Here is a 16,821-nt window from a genome sequence, read left to right on the forward strand (position 1 = left end):
ATCTTCTAAGCGAGTTAAAGTTGTTCATATCACCTTTTTTAATACTCCAAATAGAGCTAGCAATATGCTAGCTCTATTATTTTTTGCCACATTCCTGTAACAAAGCACCTGTATATTCATTGGTGGAGGTGCAGAGGATGAAAAAAATGATAGCGATATGTCTTCTTACAACTATGTCATTTTCGACTTTAGTCGGTTGTGATGTAAAAGGTAATAATACTGTACAAGAGTCTAAAATAAAGAAAGCGACGTATAAAGATTTTACTTACGATGTAAATCCAGAAACATTCACAATAACTGTAGAACATGAGGGTGTAAAGGAACAGGCATCACAACCCCTACCGAAAATGAAGGTATCGAATGTAAAAAAAGAAAAGGATCGTACATCGTGGGAATATCCAGATGAAAAAGTAAAAGTAAACTTAGAAAAGAAAAAAGACCACTTAAACATTGAAGTGGAATCGACTGGTGCGGAAAGCTTTACGTGGCCGAAAGTAGAGGCTGAAAATTATACACTTCCGTTATGGGAAGGTAAGCAAATTCCGAGCAATGATGAGAATTGGAAGAAGTTTTTAAAGGATGATGCATATTCATTTGCTGAATCATTTTCTATGAAGTTTTTTGCGTTAAATGGTTCGAAGTATTCCATTGTATATATTGCGAACAATATGTTTAATAATGAATTGAAATTTCATTCGGATCCGAAAATAGGATTTGATTTTACACATGAATTCCCGAGCATAAATAAAAATAAAACATATGGATTTCAATTATATGTGACAAATAATGATGCGGTCAGTATTGCTAAACTGTATAAGGATTATATTATTGAAAAAGGTGAATTTAGAACATTACAAGAAAAGGCTAGAAAAAATAAAGAAATCGAAAAGTTATATGGAGCGGCGCATTTTTATTTTTGGAATCAAAATGGTTTATCAGAAAGTAATATAAATTGGCCAAAACTAAGGGGGCAAATAAATAGCCCGCTGTTTAGCCATATAAAAGAACTTATTCAAAAGAATAGTTCAGAGCCTGGGGAACTGAATGTATTAGATCAAGTAAGTAAACAAGATTTCATTGATAAATATCAAAAAAATGTTATTTTACGTTATATAAACGAAGTATTATCCATGAAGGAATTTTATAAAGAGGATATTTTTCCTAAAGTCGATCAGGAAGCTAATGCACTATTAAAGAAAGGCATAGATCACTTATCGAAGATGGAGTTATATAACTTAAATAAGCATTTGTTAAAGTCGATACTTGGTGATGCGGTTGAAGAAGTAAGCAAATGGGGTAACGCAGATGGGACAGATATTATAAAGGAGATGAAAGAAGCAGGAATAGATAAAGCGTGGATTGGTCTACCGAACTGGGAACAAGGATATATGCAGCCTAATTTCGTTACAGAAGCTAAGAAAATGGGGTATTTAGTTGGTCCGTATGATTCTTATCACTCAATTCATGAGAAAGGTGATAAGAATTGGAATACAGCATCTTTTAATGATCCATCGTTATATGAAGAGGCAACTGTAACGAAGAAAAGTGGAGAAAAGGTGCAAGGATTTTTAGGTAGAGGACGAAAACTAAATCCGACATTATCACTTCCTAGTGTAAAAGAAAGAATGAACGATATATTACAAAATGGACCTAAATATAATTCATGGTTTATTGATTGTGATGCAACGGGTGAAATTTACGATGACTATTCAGCGAAACATATAACGACACAAGAGCAAGATTTAAAAGCAAGATTACAACGAATGGACTACATTGCGCAAGAAAAGGGTATGGTCGTTGGTTCTGAAGGTGGAAATGATTTTGCTAGTAATACGATTGCATTTGCACACGGAATTGAAACACCCGTTATTAAATGGGACGATGAAGATATGAGGAAAAATAAAACAAGTCCGTATTATGTCGGCGGATATTGGTCACCAAATCAAAATGTTCCTGAAAAATATGTAAAACAAGTGCCATTGAAAGAAGAATATAAACAAGTATATTTAAATCCAGTATATTCGGTACCATTATATAAATTAGTATACAACGATTCCGTTATTACAACGCATCATTGGGAATGGGGAAGTTTAAAAGTAAAAGATGAAGTTGGAAATCGAATGCTATCCGAATTATTGTATAATGTTCCTCCGTTGTACCATTTAGATGAAGTAGAGTGGAATAAGCATAAAAAAGAAATTACAGAGCATCTAAAAGTTTGGAATGAAGTTCATGAAAAAGCAGTAAAAGAAGAGATGACGAATTTTGCGTATTTGTCAGAAGATAAGCTAGTACAATCTGTTTCTTATGGAAAAGATATTAAAATCATTGTGAACTTCTCAAATGAAGATAGGGAAGTAGAAAAAACGAAAATAAAAGCAAAGTCGGCTTTCATTTATAATCAAGGGAAGAAAAGCATGTATACGCCGTTTGAGAAATAATAATGTGAAATATACTGTATCCATAGAGATTTCATAACTAGCTGGACTCTTTATTTTTATCGTTTGTTAGGGAAAAAACATCCTAATTTAAAATGAATGAGTCAATAAATTTGTAAATTCACATGTTGCGAAGTGTTAAATTTTTGAAATTGGTAAATAGTGACTTGCCAAAAATAAGTACGGGAGTATAATGTGAAATGGAATGCATATCGGGTTTAAGTAGTAACCTTACAAAATTGTAAGGTTACTGAAAGGAAATTCAATATGAAGATAAATAGACTTACATTATACTTGGTAAAGAGAAAGAGAGGCGAATGGGTATGAGCTCTGAATTAGAACAAAATACGAGAAGTAATAAAAAGCGTTCTAAAAGAAAGTCAATGAAATGGTTCATATTAATTCCATTTTTCCTACTTATTTTTGGAGGAGTAGGATATGGTTCGTTTATATATAACAAAGCAAAAGCTGTTGTAAGTGATGCGTATGCAAAAATTGATAAGTCATCAAAGCGTGATAAAGAAGTTGAACCTTTAAAGGATAATATTTCAATATTAATTATGGGTGTAGATGGAAGTGAAATGAGAAAAAGCCAATATGGCGAAGCGGTTCGAACAGATGCACTTTTATTAGCAACAATTAATAAAGATGATAAGTCTGTTAAGCTAGTAAGTATTCCACGTGATTCACGTGTTTATATTCCAACTAGAAAAAAACTAGATAAAATTACTCATGCTCACGTATTTGGTGGCGTGGAAAGTACACGAGATACGGTGGAAAGATTTTTAAATGTTCCTGTTGATTATTATGTGAAGTTTAACTTTGAATCATTTGTACAAATTGTCGATTCAATTGGTGGTATTGATATTGATGTACCAGTTACTTTCACTGAACAAGATAGTAAAGACCAAGCTGGTATGATCCATTTAGAAAAAGGTTACCAACATTTAAATGGTGAACAAGCCCTTGCGCTTGCTAGAACGCGTAAAATTGATAGTGATGCAATGCGTGGTCAAAGACAACAACTTGTAATTGAAGCAATTGCGAAAAAAGCTATGTCTGTTCAATCAATTAGCAAAATGGGCTCGTTACTTGATGCAGTGGATAAAAATATGAAAACAAACTTAACGTTTGATGACATGCTTGCTATTACGAAAAATATGGCTGGATCTGACTTGCAAATGGAAAAAATGCAAATTGAAGGTACTGATAAACGTATTGGTGGTATTTATTATTACATCCCAAACGAAAAAAATGTGAAAGATATTTCGAATAAGTTAAATGAGCATTTAGGTGTAACTCCAAAGCCAGCTCGAAATGAATAATAAAAAAAGATTGGCCTTCGCCAATCTTTTTTTATGGGAATACAATTGTAACTTTTCTGTAACGATTTTTTATTTTAGAAAAATTATACTCATATGTATGAGAATATTGGAGAAGCAAAAAGTATAAAAAAATATTAAAATCTGTAGTAAGGAAAGATATCATATGCCGAAATGGATAAGCATTATGGGAATCGTCTTTATATTGACTGGATGTAAAATATCTGAAGCTCCGACGAGTTTAATGGAAGCTCCTGCAAATGAAAAGTGGATTAATGAATTAAGAGAGCAAATAGATAAAGATTTGCCTGTTAATTATCGGTTGCTTACTCCAATGTCTAATAAAGATAAACAGAAGATTTGGTCAATGGATTTTAAACAAGATAATAAAAAAGAAGCAATTGTATTTTATAAATTACCGAATGAAGATCGGAGTATATATTTAGCTATTTATGCGGAAAGCAGCAAGGGCTGGAAACTAAAGTCCACTCATACATTTGATGGTGAGGATATAGATATCGTTAAGGTCGGTGATTTTACAGGGAACGGGAAGCGGGAGTTATTAATTGGAATCTCTGTAAGTCGTGAATCTTTAGAACATGTAATGTATGCTTTTTCGGAAGAAAATGATGATATGAAGGAGATTTATAATCGGCAATATACGAAGTTATTTATAGAGGATTTAAATAAAAATGGCCTTAATGATATAAGTCTTGTTACTTATAACAAAGATGAGCAATTGAAAGTTGAGTTCATTGAGCAGTTTAATACAATGTCAGAAGTTACATTTGAGCCTTATATAAATAGTATTCAAAGAATACAAATGGGACGTATTTCTAACACGTCAAAGGCAGTTGTAATTGATGCAGGAGTGGGGGCTCATTCAGGTATAACATATGTAGCGAAATTTGATAAGGATCATTATGAGGGACTACCTATAGACGGGAAAGAAGATTTATTTAATGATTATGTTGTGGAAAGTAAAGACGTTAATGAAGACGGCATTATTGAATTTGTTCGTACTGTGCGTCCAAAAGGTTGGGAAGAGGTATCGTATGGAGAGAGCACAATGTTTGAACGTTATATACAGTGGAGTGAAGAGGGAATTAAACCAATAGAAGAAAGATATGTCAATATAGATAAAGGTTATTTTGTCAAAATCCCTCAAGAGCTAATTGGAAAAATAACTGTCCCAGTTCAGCAAGAAGCATTGGATGTTCAAAAATTTATGGATGTAACTACAAATGAAATATGGCTTGAAGTCCATATTTTTAAGCGGAAAGAATGGTTTAAAATAAAAGGATACGAGGCAGCAGTTAAAACGGCTTCTCACGTATATGCAGTACCGAAGCAATCTAAATTTGAAAAAGTAAAAGCATATATAAAGCCGCTAGCGGATTATCAACAACAGTAGGGAGGTGGGAATTATGTCAGCAATTTTAGTTTTAGAAGATGAAATACCAATCCGTAGCTTTATTGTCTTAAATTTGAAACGTGCTGGATTTTATGTATTAGAAGCTAGTACTGGAGAAGAAGCGTTACAAATTTTAAGTGAACAAACTATTAATGTAGCGTTACTTGATGTTATGTTACCGGGGATTGATGGTTTTCAAGTTTGTAAAGCTATCCGGGAAGAAAATAAAAAAATGGGTATTATTATGCTAACCGCACGTGTACAAGATGAAGATAAAGTACAAGGGTTAGGAATTGGTGCAGATGATTATATCGCAAAGCCGTTTAGTCCAGTAGAATTAATTGCACGTATACAATCTTTATTAAGAAGAATAGAAGTACATGAAGAAAAAACGAATACAATCACGTCTGGTCCGTTTTCGTTAAATATCATAGAAGAAAGATTATATAAAGGTGGACAATTAGTTGATTTAACCCCTACAGAGTACATGATACTACAGTATTTAATGAATCAGGCTTCGAAGCCGGTTTCGCGTGATGAAATATTAAATATGATTTGGGGAACTAATTACGTAGGCGAGACGAAGGTAGTCGATGTAAATATGAGACGGTTACGTCAAAAGATAGAATGTAATCCGTCAGAACCAGAGTTTATCCATACTGTGTGGGGAAAAGGATATGTGTGGAAGGAAACTATAAGATGAGACGGAAAGTGACTTTATATTTTATGACGGTCATTACACTAATGCTAGTATTATTTGAAGTAGCATTTTCAGTTTCAATTTATCGATATTATTATAATGGTATTGTGCAATATGTTGAATCTCATGCAAAGACAAGTACACGTTTTTTCTCGGAATACAATTCACTATATTTTATTCGTTTGCAAGAATATAGCGGAGAAATAATTGAGAGTTTCCAATTAGAAGGAACGGAATTACAATTGATTGATCGTCACGGTACGATTATACAGTCGTCAAGTGGACAAAAGGTAGAAGGTAAAGTGGTTATTCCGAATTCTTTACTAGAAGGGGAAATGTATCATCAAGTTACTACTACGAAAGATAACGTGAAACAGTTAGAAGTATTTAGTCCACTTATTCATCAAGGACAAACTATCGGTGTTTTGAAATATATGACTGTTTTAACGGGTGTAAATGCAAAGATTATTGAAATTATTATTTTTACTATTTCAGTTGGACTTGTCATCTCAGGTATCGTATTTTTAATAAGTAGACGATTGGCGAATTCGTTTGTGAAACCTATCGAATCTATTATTCATGCTTCTTCGCAAATTGCAGAAGGTACATTAAAGGAGCAAATTAAAGAAGATTATCCTGGTGAATTAGGTGAGTTAGCACATAGTTTAAATTATATGGCCGATAAAATAGAAAAAGCTGAGCAAATGAAAAATGAATTTATTGCCTCTATTTCGCATGAAATACGAACACCTTTAACAGGAATTAAAGGGTGGAGTGAGACGTTAAAAACAGTAGATCATTTAACAGATGAAGAAATAAAGCAAGGTATGGGAATTATTTCAGGTGAAACAGACAGATTGATACATTTAGTAGAAGAGTTACTAGATTTTTCAAGATTGCAGTCAAATCATTTTAATTTATATAAACAAAAGGTGCAATTGTACGATATACTAGAAGAGACGATTTGGCAATTAACTCCCAAATCAGAAGAGAAACAGATTCAACTAGTTGCTAATTTAGAACGAGTAGAACTAGTAGGAGATCGAAATAGACTAAAACAAGTTTTTCTAAATATTATTCATAATGCTATAAAATATTCAAATGAAAAAGGTACAATTTACATTGAAGCGGCCAAAAGTGAAGGACAAGCCGTGATTAAGGTGACAGATCAAGGTATTGGAATTGCTAAAGAGCATCTACCATTTATAGAGCAGTCATATTATCAGATTAATAACCATATTGAAGGCGCAGGTATTGGATTAGCTATCGTAAAAAAAATGGTGGAGCTTCATGGTGGTACGCTTAGTATTACAAGTAGAGAAAGAGTAGGAACAACAATTTTGATAAAACTCCCACTATAATTTTATATAAAGTATGTTTATATAGTGTAATAAAAATAAATAGATGTATAATTATATTGGGTGATTTACATATGAGATTAATAGGGAGAGGAATTCGATAGAATGGAAAAGGCTTTTAAAATTAAACAAGTAGTAGTCGTTTTAATAGCGATTGCAGCAGTAGCTATTGGGTATTTCATGTTTCAATCTATTACTTCACCAGCAAAAGCTGTAGCGAAACAAGAAAATGTAGTGCAGCTTGCAAGTGAACAATCGAAAGTTGAAATGAATAAAACGGCACCAAGTCGTTTTAACGGAGTGGAAAGAAAAGTTGCTTATCTTACATTTGATGATGGGCCAGGAAAATATACGGCTGAATTATTAAATATGTTAAAACAGCATGATGCGAAGGCGACATTCTTTTTAATCGGAGCGAATGTAAAAGCGTTTCCTGATTTAGTAAAACGTGAAAATGCAGAGGGTCATTATGTTGGAATGCATAGTATGACACACAATTTTGCGAAGTTATATAAAAATGGCGAGTATGTTAATGAAATGAAAGAAGATCAAGGCTTAATCGCAAATATTATTGGGAAAGCCCCTAAATTAACACGTCCTCCATACGGATCGATGCCTGGTTTAAATGAAGGTCTCCGAAATAAAGTAGTTGAGGATGGTTTAAAAGTGTGGGACTGGACAATTGACTCTTTAGACTGGAAATACAATAAAGTACCAGTTGATGCAGCGGCAGCGCAAATCGCTCAAAATGTATTAGCTGGTGCAACAAAACCGCAAGAGGTCATTTTAATGCATGACATTCACCCGCAGTCAGTTGCTGCTGTACCAGCAATTTTAAAGGGTCTAAAAGAAAAAGGTTATGAATTTGAAGCATACCATGAAGAGAATCACTTCCCAGTGAATTTCTGGCACGATAACCGTATGTAATTGGAGGAATTGAAGTTGAAGTATGGAAAAGTAGCAGTAGTTGGAGCATTATCAGTAGGATTATTATCAGGTTGTTTCGGTGAAAAACCAGAAGAAAATTTATATACGGCTTTTGAAACAGCAGCGACACAAGAAAAATCGTTAGCTGATGATACGAAAAAGTTAGAGCAATTAGAAAAGCAAGGGCAAGAACTATATTCTCAAATTTTACAAGAGGGTAAAGAACATAATGAAGCAGTCACGAAGAAGATAGAGGAAGCTACTGCAAATGTCGACGAGCGTGAAAAAGTATTGAAAAACGAGAAGGAACAGTTAGAAAAAGCGCAGAAAGAAACGAAATCCGTTCAAAGCAATATTGAAAAACTCGAAGATAAGAAATTACAAAAACAAGCAAAAACAGTTGAAGAATCGTATGAAAATCGTTATGATGCATTCCAAAAGATGAATGAAAATTATACGAAGGCATTAGCGACTGAAAAAGAACTGTATGAAAAGTTAAAGGTTAAAGAAACAAAATTAAAAGAAATTGGTGAAAAAGTTAAAGCTGTTAATGAATTAAATGTGGAAGCACAAAAGTCGAAAGAGCAATTTAATAAGTATACAAAAGAGTATAATGACAGTAAATTAGTATTTTACAAAGATGCAGAGATTAAGATTAAAGATCAGAAATAACGAAACATCTTAAGCGTAATAACAAGCCGGAGAAACATCGTCACAGGTGTTTTTTCGGTTTTTTGCGTTAAATGAATAGAAAAGACTGGAATTGATATCATAAAAGAGTTATAGTGAATTATTCCAAGGGAAACATTGTAAAGTAAGGAGATTGAAATATGTCATATGAATTTTTATTCAAATTAGGTTTAGCACTCTTTTTAGGATTATTCATCGGAATAGATAGGCAGCTAAAGAATAAACCGCTTGGTGTGAAAACAAGTATGGTTATTTCCGTAGCGAGTTGTTTAATTACAATGGTTTCAATTGAATCAGTGAATGTTTATTCTGTACCGGGTCATACAAATATGGATCCAATGCGTCTAGCTGCTCAAATTGTTAGTGGGATTGGTTTTCTTGGTGCAGGTGTCATTTTACGAAGAAGTAATGACGTTATTTCGGGATTAACGACAGCTTCTATGGTGTGGGCTGCTTCAGCTTTAGGTATTGCAATTGGAGCAGGATTTTATATACAAGCGACGGTTGCTATGGTTTTAATTATTTTAGCGATTAATGTACTTCCTCAAATTGTGAAAATTGCAGGCCCGTATTCATTAAGACAAAAGGACTTATCTATAAAAATTACTGTAAAAGAGCATCAAGAATTAGATGGTATATTTAAGCAAATTAAAAATTTAGGTATGCATGTGAAACGAGTGAAAATTAAAGATATAGATAGTGGAGCGTTTCAGCAATTGGAGATGGTTATTTTAGTTCCAGAAGATTTATATACAACTGAGTTATACAGTTCTCTAAAAGAGATTGATCGTGTTGTCTCAGTTGAAGTTGAAAGTAGATAAAAAAGAGTGAAGTGAATTCACTCTTTTTTATTTGGATTTTTAAGGAAAAAAATTGATATAATGAGGAGTAAACAAGGGGGAGAAAATGATGGAGGTACATATTAGAAGAGCGATAAAAGATGATATATCAGGTATAGCAAAGGTACACGCTGATAGTTGGAAAACAACGTATAAAGGGATATTCGCTAATGAAATTTTAGATAATATAACATATGAACAACGAGAAAAACAGTGGGAAAGCATTTTTCAAAAAGAAGGTAATCATCAATTTAGATTTGTAGCAGAGACATTAAATGGAACTATAATCGGATTCATTGATGGGGGAGTTGAAAGGAGCGGTACATATAATTGTGATGGGGAATTATATGCAATTTACCTTTTACAACAGTATCAAGGACTGAAAATAGGCCAAAAGTTATTTCAAGCATTGCTATCAGAATGTATAAAAAATGATATGCAATCTCTTTTAGTTTGGGTCGTTACTAATAATTCTTGTAAAACGTTTTATGAAAAATTTAACCCTGAAAAAATTGATAAGAAATTTTTAGAGAGAGTACAGGTAGAAGAAACAGCGTATTGCTGGAGAGATTTGAATATTTTATATAAAAAATTACAGGATTCAATATAAAATAATAATATTATGTAAACAAGCAAGCAGGTATACGTTTAGTATACCTGCTTGCTTGTTTTGGATCGATAATAATGAAAAATGCAGAAAATATTAAGTAATTAGTTTGAAAGGAAGATATTTTTAATCATGTTTTTAATGAGATTAAAGATATGTTGAAAAATAATAAAAATTTGGTCAGATGAAAAAATTCTGAAATATACCCTTGAATTGATAATGATATTCAATTAGAATCATAATTGAATATCATTATCAATTATTGTTTATTAAATGAAATTTCGATAGCTTTAATATAAAGAGGAGGACCAGTATGCAGCATGCGAAACAAATCGCAGAACATGCAACAATACAAAGCTTTTTAAACTGTTATTTAAGAGAAACAGGGAGTGGAGAATGGATTACAGAGGATGAAAGAATGGAAAGTATCTTCAGTAATACGTTAAATAGAGATACAGTCCCCACATATTTATGTTGTCGCCTATCAGCACAGAACGTTACTTTGTATGGAGAAGTTTTATATAAATCATCAACAGATCGCCATTTGTTTGGAGGACAGTTTTATTATCAAATTGGAGAGTGCAAAACTGTTATAAAAGCAGATTATGTTACAGTTATTACGTTTTTAATAAAAGAGATGTCTATCAACTATGGAGAAGGTACGAATCCTGCTGAACTTATGCTTCGAGTCATTCGTAGTTGCCAAAATATTGAGGAATTTACAAAAGGTAGAACAGAAGATACATCTGCATTATATGGTTTCCATACAACTTTTATAGAAGCGGAGCAGTCTTTATTATTTGGGCATTTAACTCATCCTACCCCAAAGAGTAGACAGGGTATATTGGATTGGAAAAGTGCAATGTATTCTCCAGAATTAAAAGGAGAATGTCAGCTTCATTATTTTCGGGCACATAAAAGTATAGTAAATGAAAAATCGTTATTATCAGATTCTACAACAACAATTATAAAAGAAGAATTAAGTAATGATGAGATAGTTAGTAAGGAATTTATAGAGAAGTACTGTAAGGAAGATGAGTATTCATTAATTCCTATTCATCCGCTTCAAGCAGAATGGCTATTACACCAACTTTACGTACAGGATTGGATAGATCAAGAATTGCTTGCGTATGTTGGTCCTATAGGCAAGTATTATATGGCAACATCATCACTGAGAACGCTATATCATCCTGATTCGAAGTATATGCTTAAGTTTTCATTTCCAGTGAAAGTAACGAATTCAATGCGTATTAATAAATTGAAAGAACTTGAGAGTGGTCTTGAAGGGAAGGAAATGTTAAATACGGCAATTGGTGAAGTACGAGAAAGGTTTCCAGGTTTTGATTTTATTTGTGACCCAGCCTTTATTACATTAAATTATGGGACACAAGAATCTGGATTTGAAGTGATTATTCGAGAGAATCCTTTTTATAGTGAACATGCAAATGACGCTACATTAATTGCTGGGCTAGTTCAAGACGCTATACCTGGAGAACGTAATCGTTTATCGAATATCATCCATCGCCTAGCAGATTTAGAAAGTAGAAGCTGTGAAGAGGTAAGTTTAGAGTGGTTTAGACGGTATATGAATATTTCTTTAAAGCCGATGGTATGGATGTATTTACAGTATGGAGTTGGATTAGAGGCACATCAGCAAAATAGCGTTGTTCAGCTAAAGGATGGTTATCCAGTAAAATATTATTTCCGTGATAATCAAGGGTTTTATTTCTGTAATTCAATGAAAGAGATACTTAATAATGAGCTAGCTGGTATTGGAGAACGTACTGGAAATTTATATGACGATTATATTGTAGATGAAAGGTTTCGTTACTATTTAATTTTTAATCATATGTTTGGACTTATTAACGGTTTTGGTACAGCAGGGTTAATTAAGGAGGAAATTCTACTTTCTGAATTAAGGTCTGTACTCGAATCATTCCTTCCATATAACCGGGAACCTTCTACATTTTTAAGAGAATTGTTGGACGAGGATAAGTTGGCATGCAAAGCGAATTTGCTAACGAGATTTTTCGATGTCGATGAGTTAAGTAATCCGTTAGAGCAAGCTATTTATGTACAAGTACATAATCCGCTCGTTAGAGAAGTGGCTGTTCGTTCCTAAATAGCGTTAAAATTTCACGTAATACAAATAATGGGATTTCGTAATAAAGTGGAGGGATTTATGAGAGTGGACATGTATCACACGAAAATATTGAGGGCACTCGAATCAGAAGATTACATTTCAGTGCGAAGAAGGGTGTTACGTCAATTAGTAGAATCGTTAATTTATGAGGGGATTATAACGCCAGTTCGTGTTGAGAAGGAAGGACAAATTCTGTTTATTATACAAGGACTTGATGAAGAAGACAAAAGTGTTTCGTACCAATGTTATGGAAGAGAGCGGATGACATTCGGTCGTATTTCTTTAGACTCATTAATAGTAAGAGTCCAAGATGAACAACAAGAAATACAATCTGTGTCGCAATTTTTGGAAGAAATTTTTCGAGTTGTTAACGTGGAACAAGCCAGATTAGATTCTTTTATTCACGAATTAGAACAAACGATATTTAAAGACACGATTGCACAATATGAAAGAAATAATAAGGAAGAATACACTCAAAAATCTTATGATGAGTTTGAAAGTCATTTAATAGATGGTCATCCCTATCATCCTAGTTATAAAGCACGTATTGGTTTTCAATATCGTGACAATTTTCAATACGGATATGAGTTTATGCAGCCAATGAAACTCATATGGATTGCAGCTCATAAAAAATACTCAAGTTTAGGTTATAAAAATGAAGTGACTTATGACAACATTTTAATAGAGGAGATTGGAGAGCGTAAATTAGAAGAGTATTTGGAACGAATTCATAATGTGGGATGTAATCCAAAACAGTACGTGTTTATACCTGTTCATCCATGGCAGTGGGAGAATTTCATTATCCCGAATTATGCTGATCATATACAGGATAAATTTATTATTTATTTAGGAAAATCAGAGGATGAATATTGTGCGCAACAATCTATGAGGACGTTAAGAAATGTTACGAATCCAAAGAAACCATATGTAAAGTTATCGCTGAATATACTCAACACTTCAACGCTCCGTACGTTGAAACCATATTCTGTTGTGAGTGCACCAGCTATATCGAATTGGTTACATGATGTCGTAAGCAATGATTCGTATTTACGAGATGAATCGCGCATAATTTTGTTACATGAGTTTTCGAGTGTAACGTATGATGCGAATAAGAAATCTGTATATGGTTCATTAGGATGTATTTGGCGTGAAAGCGTTCGTAAGTATTTGGATACTCAAGAGGATGCAATTCCCTTTAATGGCTTATATGCAAAAGAGAAAGATGGGACACCAATTATTGATCCATGGTTAAACAAATATGGAATAGAAAATTGGCTGCAATTACTCATTCGAAAAGCGATAATACCTGTTTTACATCTTGTTATAGAGCATGGAATTGCATTAGAATCCCACGGTCAAAATATGATTTTCGTCCATAGAGAAGGGATCCCTGTCCGTATTGCATTAAAGGACTTTCATGAAGGGATTGAGTTTTATCGTCCATTCTTAAAAGAAGTTGAAAAATGTCCTGATTTTATTAAAATGCATAAAACGTATGCGAATGGAAAAATGAATGATTTCTTTGAAATGGATCGTATGGAATGTTTGCAAGAAATGGTATTAGATGCCCTTTTCTTATTTAATTTAGGAGAATTAGCTTTCGTACTTGCGGATGAATATGAATGGAAAGAAGAAAGTTTTTGGATGATGGTTGTTGAAGAAATTGAAAATCATTTAAGCAAATATCCACATTTAAAAGATAGATTTGAAAACATTCAATTATACACTCCTACATTTTATGCCGAGCAATTAACGAAGCGTCGATTATATTTGGATGTGGAATCACTTGTTCATGAAGTTCCAAATCCATTGTATAAAGCAAAGCAACTTACAATACAAAAATCAGTTGTTACAGGGGGAAATTATGCTAATCGTTAATAAACAGGAGTATAGCAAAAATGATTTTGAATCGAGATTACAAGTTTACGAGGAGATGGAACAATTTCAAGAGGAAAAGGGAACTAGATTTGCACTTTGTTTGAAAGACCCATTTGATATTATTACGATTGTATTTTTCTTAAAAGAAAAGAAATCATCTGTACTTCTTATACATGAAGATACGCCAAAAGATACGGCTATTGAAATGGCAAGACGTGCAAAGTGTACGGGACTGTTATATGGGGAATGTAGCGACTTTACAAAATTAGAAGTAGTGAATTCATTACTAGAAGAGCCTTCTTTATTGCAATATAGCTCAGGAACCACGGGAGAACCGAAACTGATTCGTAGAGCATGGGCGGAAGTTGATACAGAAATTACTGCGTATAATGAAGCTTTAAACTGTGAAGTAGATGAAGTGCCGATCGTTATGGCCCCTGTTTCACATTCATACGGTTTAATATGTGGTACGTTATCTGCAATTATGAGGGGAAGTAAACCGATAATCATTACGAATAAAAACCCTAAATTCGCATTAAATATAGTTCGCAATACAGAAAAACATATCATATATGCAGTACCACTTATGTTACATATTATGGGGAGTTTTCCGTTAGGAACGTTTCAGTTTCATAAAATTATGACATCCGGATCCCCTTTGCCAGAAGCATTGTTTTATAAACTAAAAGAAATGACAACGTATATGATGCAGCAATATGGTTGTTCTGAAGCTGGTTGTATTAGTATATGCCATGATATGGAAAGCCATTTGGATTTAGGAAAGCCACTACCTCATGCGAGTATAAGCATAGGTTCAGATGAAAACATGCCTGAAGAAATCGTAGTAAAGATTAACGATAAAGAAATTTTTACGAAAGATTTGGGGTATAAATCCGAGCGTGGCCTTCATTTTATGGGGCGCATGGATGATGTAATTAACGTTTCAGGATTAAAAGTCTTTCCTATAGAGGTAGAAGAAATGATGCTTCGATTAGAAGGTGTTCAAGAGGCGATTGTATATCGAGGAAAACATCCTGTGATGGGCGAAATTGTTAAAGCGAAAGTAATCTCTCATATTGATCCAGTGCAAATAAGGGAATGGTGCATTCAGCACTTACCGTCTTATAAAGTCCCACATGAAATTGAAAGTGTAACTGAAATTCCGAAAAATAAAACTGGAAAAGTAAGTAGAAAGTTACTAGAGATGGGGGAGGTTACAGTATGAGACGTGAAACGTTAAAGGATGCAGTATTGAAAATTATGACAGGAAAAATGGAACTGAAAAATGTAACGCATTTAGAAGAAACGATGCGATTAAATCAAGATTTATATATAGATTCGGTAATGATGTTACAGCTTATCGTATACATAGAGATGGATTTGAAGTTATGTGTCCCAGAGGATGAGGTAGATCCCAAGGCGTTTCTTACTGTAGGATCTTTACTTGATTTTATGGAGGAGTTACAGCCATTACAAGAAGTAAATATGAATAACTAACATTGGAGAAAGTGGGTGAGAGTATGACTTCAATTAAAGTGCACTGTTTAGTGAGTTGTTTTTGTGAAATTATAAAAAGGCGTAGTGATATAGATTTTCGTCCATTTTATTTTGGACTATGGGATGGAGATTTTGATATAACAGAAGGCGGAATTATTTCATATCATTCCGAAAATATTAACCATGATAATTACTTACTTTGGTATGAAAAATTGTACGGTATTAAAGTGAACGAATGGTATGATCATGCAAAAGATAAAAGTAGTAATGTAGAAACATTTTTAGAATTAGTAGAAAATAAGCCTGAACATCGTTTTGTAATTGTAATGGTTGATATGTCCCTATTACCAGAGAGGGAAAATAAATTTCATCAAAAACCGTTTCCGCATTATTTAATGATATCGAAAACAGAGATAGAAGAAGAATGGTTCATGCTAGATCCTGATTTTCGCTGGGAAGGGAATATGGAAAGAGAAAAAGTACTTCACTCTGTTCAAGACAACCCATTTGGTGGAGGATATTTCATTGATGTAGAAGGAATTGGGGAGCCAACACAAGAAATGGTAGCTAGTTATTTCACTGAAACATTTAAAAAGAACGACAATGAACTGACTATGGAGCTGAAAAATTTAATTATAAAAATGGCAAATGAGGAAGATGGGTATGAGCTTTCTAGGCTTGCAGAAGCAGTAAAGCAAATTCCAGTACTTGCGATTCGTAAATATAGTTATGAGCATGCCTTTGCATACTTCCGTGAAACGTTACAATATGCAGAGCAAGAATTTGATTATTGGTGTGATCGAGTGGAAGATATTGTACAAGGATTTACAAATGTACAGTATCGTGCAATTAAAATGGCAATGACGAATAATAAAGGTATGTTAGTATCAATTGTTGAAAAACTGGATGAAATGAATGCAATTGAACTGCAAATTAAGGCTGAATTAGAGAGACAGCTTTTGTTATGGAAAGAAATGAAAACAAACCAGTCTGTCTTAGCGTATTAAA

General features: G+C 33.4%; 14 protein-coding genes. All 14 read left to right on the forward strand.

Annotation, left to right across the window (positions count from 1 at the left end; translation table 11 throughout):
• Window positions 1–137: 137 nt before the first annotated feature.
• The 14 genes from JDS80_RS14095 to JDS80_RS14160 all read left to right on the forward strand — a co-directional run bounded on the left by JDS80_RS14095 (window position 138) and on the right by JDS80_RS14160 (window position 16,820).
• Window positions 138–2,441: a glycoside hydrolase gene (locus tag JDS80_RS14095; protein ID WP_199638951.1), complete on the forward strand. Its 2,304-nt coding sequence runs from the start codon at window positions 138–140 to the stop codon at window positions 2,439–2,441.
• Window positions 2,442–2,761: 320 nt separating this feature from the next.
• The gene (locus JDS80_RS14100) at window positions 2,762–3,763 is read left to right on the forward strand and encodes an LCP family protein (RefSeq protein ID WP_098888980.1); all 1,002 of its coding nucleotides are present in this window, start codon (window positions 2,762–2,764) and stop codon (window positions 3,761–3,763) included.
• A 163-nt stretch (window positions 3,764–3,926) separates the two neighbouring features.
• The gene (locus tag JDS80_RS14105) at window positions 3,927–5,174 is read left to right on the forward strand and encodes a hypothetical protein (protein ID WP_199638953.1); all 1,248 of its coding nucleotides are present in this window, start codon (window positions 3,927–3,929) and stop codon (window positions 5,172–5,174) included.
• Between the two features lie 13 nt (window positions 5,175–5,187).
• The gene (locus tag JDS80_RS14110; protein ID WP_098888965.1) at window positions 5,188–5,877 is read left to right on the forward strand and encodes a response regulator transcription factor; all 690 of its coding nucleotides are present in this window, start codon (window positions 5,188–5,190) and stop codon (window positions 5,875–5,877) included.
• Window positions 5,874–7,235 (forward strand): sensor histidine kinase, encoded by a 1,362-nt coding sequence (locus JDS80_RS14115; RefSeq protein ID WP_098888964.1) that lies wholly within the window; start codon window positions 5,874–5,876, stop codon window positions 7,233–7,235. The genes JDS80_RS14110 and JDS80_RS14115 overlap by 4 nt, the downstream gene beginning before the upstream one ends.
• A 102-nt stretch (window positions 7,236–7,337) precedes the next feature.
• Window positions 7,338–8,159 carry a peptidoglycan-N-acetylglucosamine deacetylase gene (locus JDS80_RS14120; RefSeq protein ID WP_098888963.1) on the forward strand — a complete coding sequence of 274 codons (822 nt, stop codon included), beginning with the start codon at window positions 7,338–7,340 and terminating at the stop codon, window positions 8,157–8,159.
• 15 nt (window positions 8,160–8,174) lie between these two features.
• Complete coding sequence (locus tag JDS80_RS14125; protein WP_098888962.1) at window positions 8,175–8,831, forward strand: YkyA family protein; 657 nt, start codon at window positions 8,175–8,177, stop codon at window positions 8,829–8,831.
• Between the two features lie 158 nt (window positions 8,832–8,989).
• A complete protein-coding gene (locus JDS80_RS14130) occupies window positions 8,990–9,670 on the forward strand; it encodes an MgtC/SapB family protein (protein WP_071745652.1) in 681 nt (226 codons plus the stop codon).
• Between the two features lie 85 nt (window positions 9,671–9,755).
• Window positions 9,756–10,298 (forward strand): GNAT family N-acetyltransferase, encoded by a 543-nt coding sequence (locus JDS80_RS14135; RefSeq protein WP_097829790.1) that lies wholly within the window; start codon window positions 9,756–9,758, stop codon window positions 10,296–10,298.
• A 310-nt stretch (window positions 10,299–10,608) separates the two neighbouring features.
• A complete protein-coding gene (locus JDS80_RS14140) occupies window positions 10,609–12,417 on the forward strand; it encodes an IucA/IucC family protein (RefSeq protein ID WP_199638955.1) in 1,809 nt (602 codons plus the stop codon).
• Between the two features lie 60 nt (window positions 12,418–12,477).
• Window positions 12,478–14,316 (forward strand): IucA/IucC family protein, encoded by a 1,839-nt coding sequence (locus JDS80_RS14145; protein ID WP_199638957.1) that lies wholly within the window; start codon window positions 12,478–12,480, stop codon window positions 14,314–14,316.
• A complete protein-coding gene (locus JDS80_RS14150; protein ID WP_098888960.1) occupies window positions 14,303–15,541 on the forward strand; it encodes an AMP-binding protein in 1,239 nt (412 codons plus the stop codon). The genes JDS80_RS14145 and JDS80_RS14150 overlap by 14 nt, the downstream gene beginning before the upstream one ends.
• Complete coding sequence (gene asbD / locus JDS80_RS14155) at window positions 15,538–15,813, forward strand: petrobactin biosynthesis protein AsbD (protein ID WP_071745647.1); 276 nt, start codon at window positions 15,538–15,540, stop codon at window positions 15,811–15,813. The genes JDS80_RS14150 and asbD overlap by 4 nt, the downstream gene beginning before the upstream one ends.
• Before the next feature lie 23 nt (window positions 15,814–15,836).
• On the forward strand, window positions 15,837–16,820 hold the full coding sequence (locus JDS80_RS14160; RefSeq protein ID WP_199638959.1) for a DUF6005 family protein: 984 nt from the start codon (window positions 15,837–15,839) through the stop codon (window positions 16,818–16,820).
• The last annotated feature ends 1 nt before the right edge of the window (window position 16,821 follow it).

The sequence above is a fragment of the Bacillus cereus group sp. N8 genome (assembly GCF_016483685.1).
Classification (GTDB): domain Bacteria; phylum Bacillota; class Bacilli; order Bacillales; family Bacillaceae_G; genus Bacillus_A; species Bacillus_A proteolyticus.

Excerpts from the sequence above, each read along its gene's own strand:
- JDS80_RS14095 (WP_199638951.1), top strand. The coding sequence starts at position 138 with ATGAAAAAAATGATAGCGATATGTCTTCTTACAACTATGTCATTTTCG.
- JDS80_RS14100 (WP_098888980.1), top strand. The coding sequence starts at position 2,762 with ATGAGCTCTGAATTAGAACAAAATACGAGAAGTAATAAAAAGCGTTCT.
- JDS80_RS14105 (WP_199638953.1), top strand. The coding sequence starts at position 3,927 with ATGCCGAAATGGATAAGCATTATGGGAATCGTCTTTATATTGACTGGA.
- JDS80_RS14110 (WP_098888965.1), top strand. The coding sequence starts at position 5,188 with ATGTCAGCAATTTTAGTTTTAGAAGATGAAATACCAATCCGTAGCTTT.
- JDS80_RS14115 (WP_098888964.1), top strand. The coding sequence starts at position 5,874 with ATGAGACGGAAAGTGACTTTATATTTTATGACGGTCATTACACTAATG.
- JDS80_RS14120 (WP_098888963.1), top strand. The coding sequence starts at position 7,338 with ATGGAAAAGGCTTTTAAAATTAAACAAGTAGTAGTCGTTTTAATAGCG.
- JDS80_RS14130 (WP_071745652.1), top strand. The coding sequence starts at position 8,990 with ATGTCATATGAATTTTTATTCAAATTAGGTTTAGCACTCTTTTTAGGA.
- JDS80_RS14135 (WP_097829790.1), top strand. The coding sequence starts at position 9,756 with ATGATGGAGGTACATATTAGAAGAGCGATAAAAGATGATATATCAGGT.
- JDS80_RS14140 (WP_199638955.1), top strand. The coding sequence starts at position 10,609 with ATGCAGCATGCGAAACAAATCGCAGAACATGCAACAATACAAAGCTTT.
- JDS80_RS14145 (WP_199638957.1), top strand. The coding sequence starts at position 12,478 with ATGAGAGTGGACATGTATCACACGAAAATATTGAGGGCACTCGAATCA.
- JDS80_RS14150 (WP_098888960.1), top strand. The coding sequence starts at position 14,303 with ATGCTAATCGTTAATAAACAGGAGTATAGCAAAAATGATTTTGAATCG.
- asbD (WP_071745647.1), top strand. The coding sequence starts at position 15,538 with ATGAGACGTGAAACGTTAAAGGATGCAGTATTGAAAATTATGACAGGA.
- JDS80_RS14160 (WP_199638959.1), top strand. The coding sequence starts at position 15,837 with ATGACTTCAATTAAAGTGCACTGTTTAGTGAGTTGTTTTTGTGAAATT.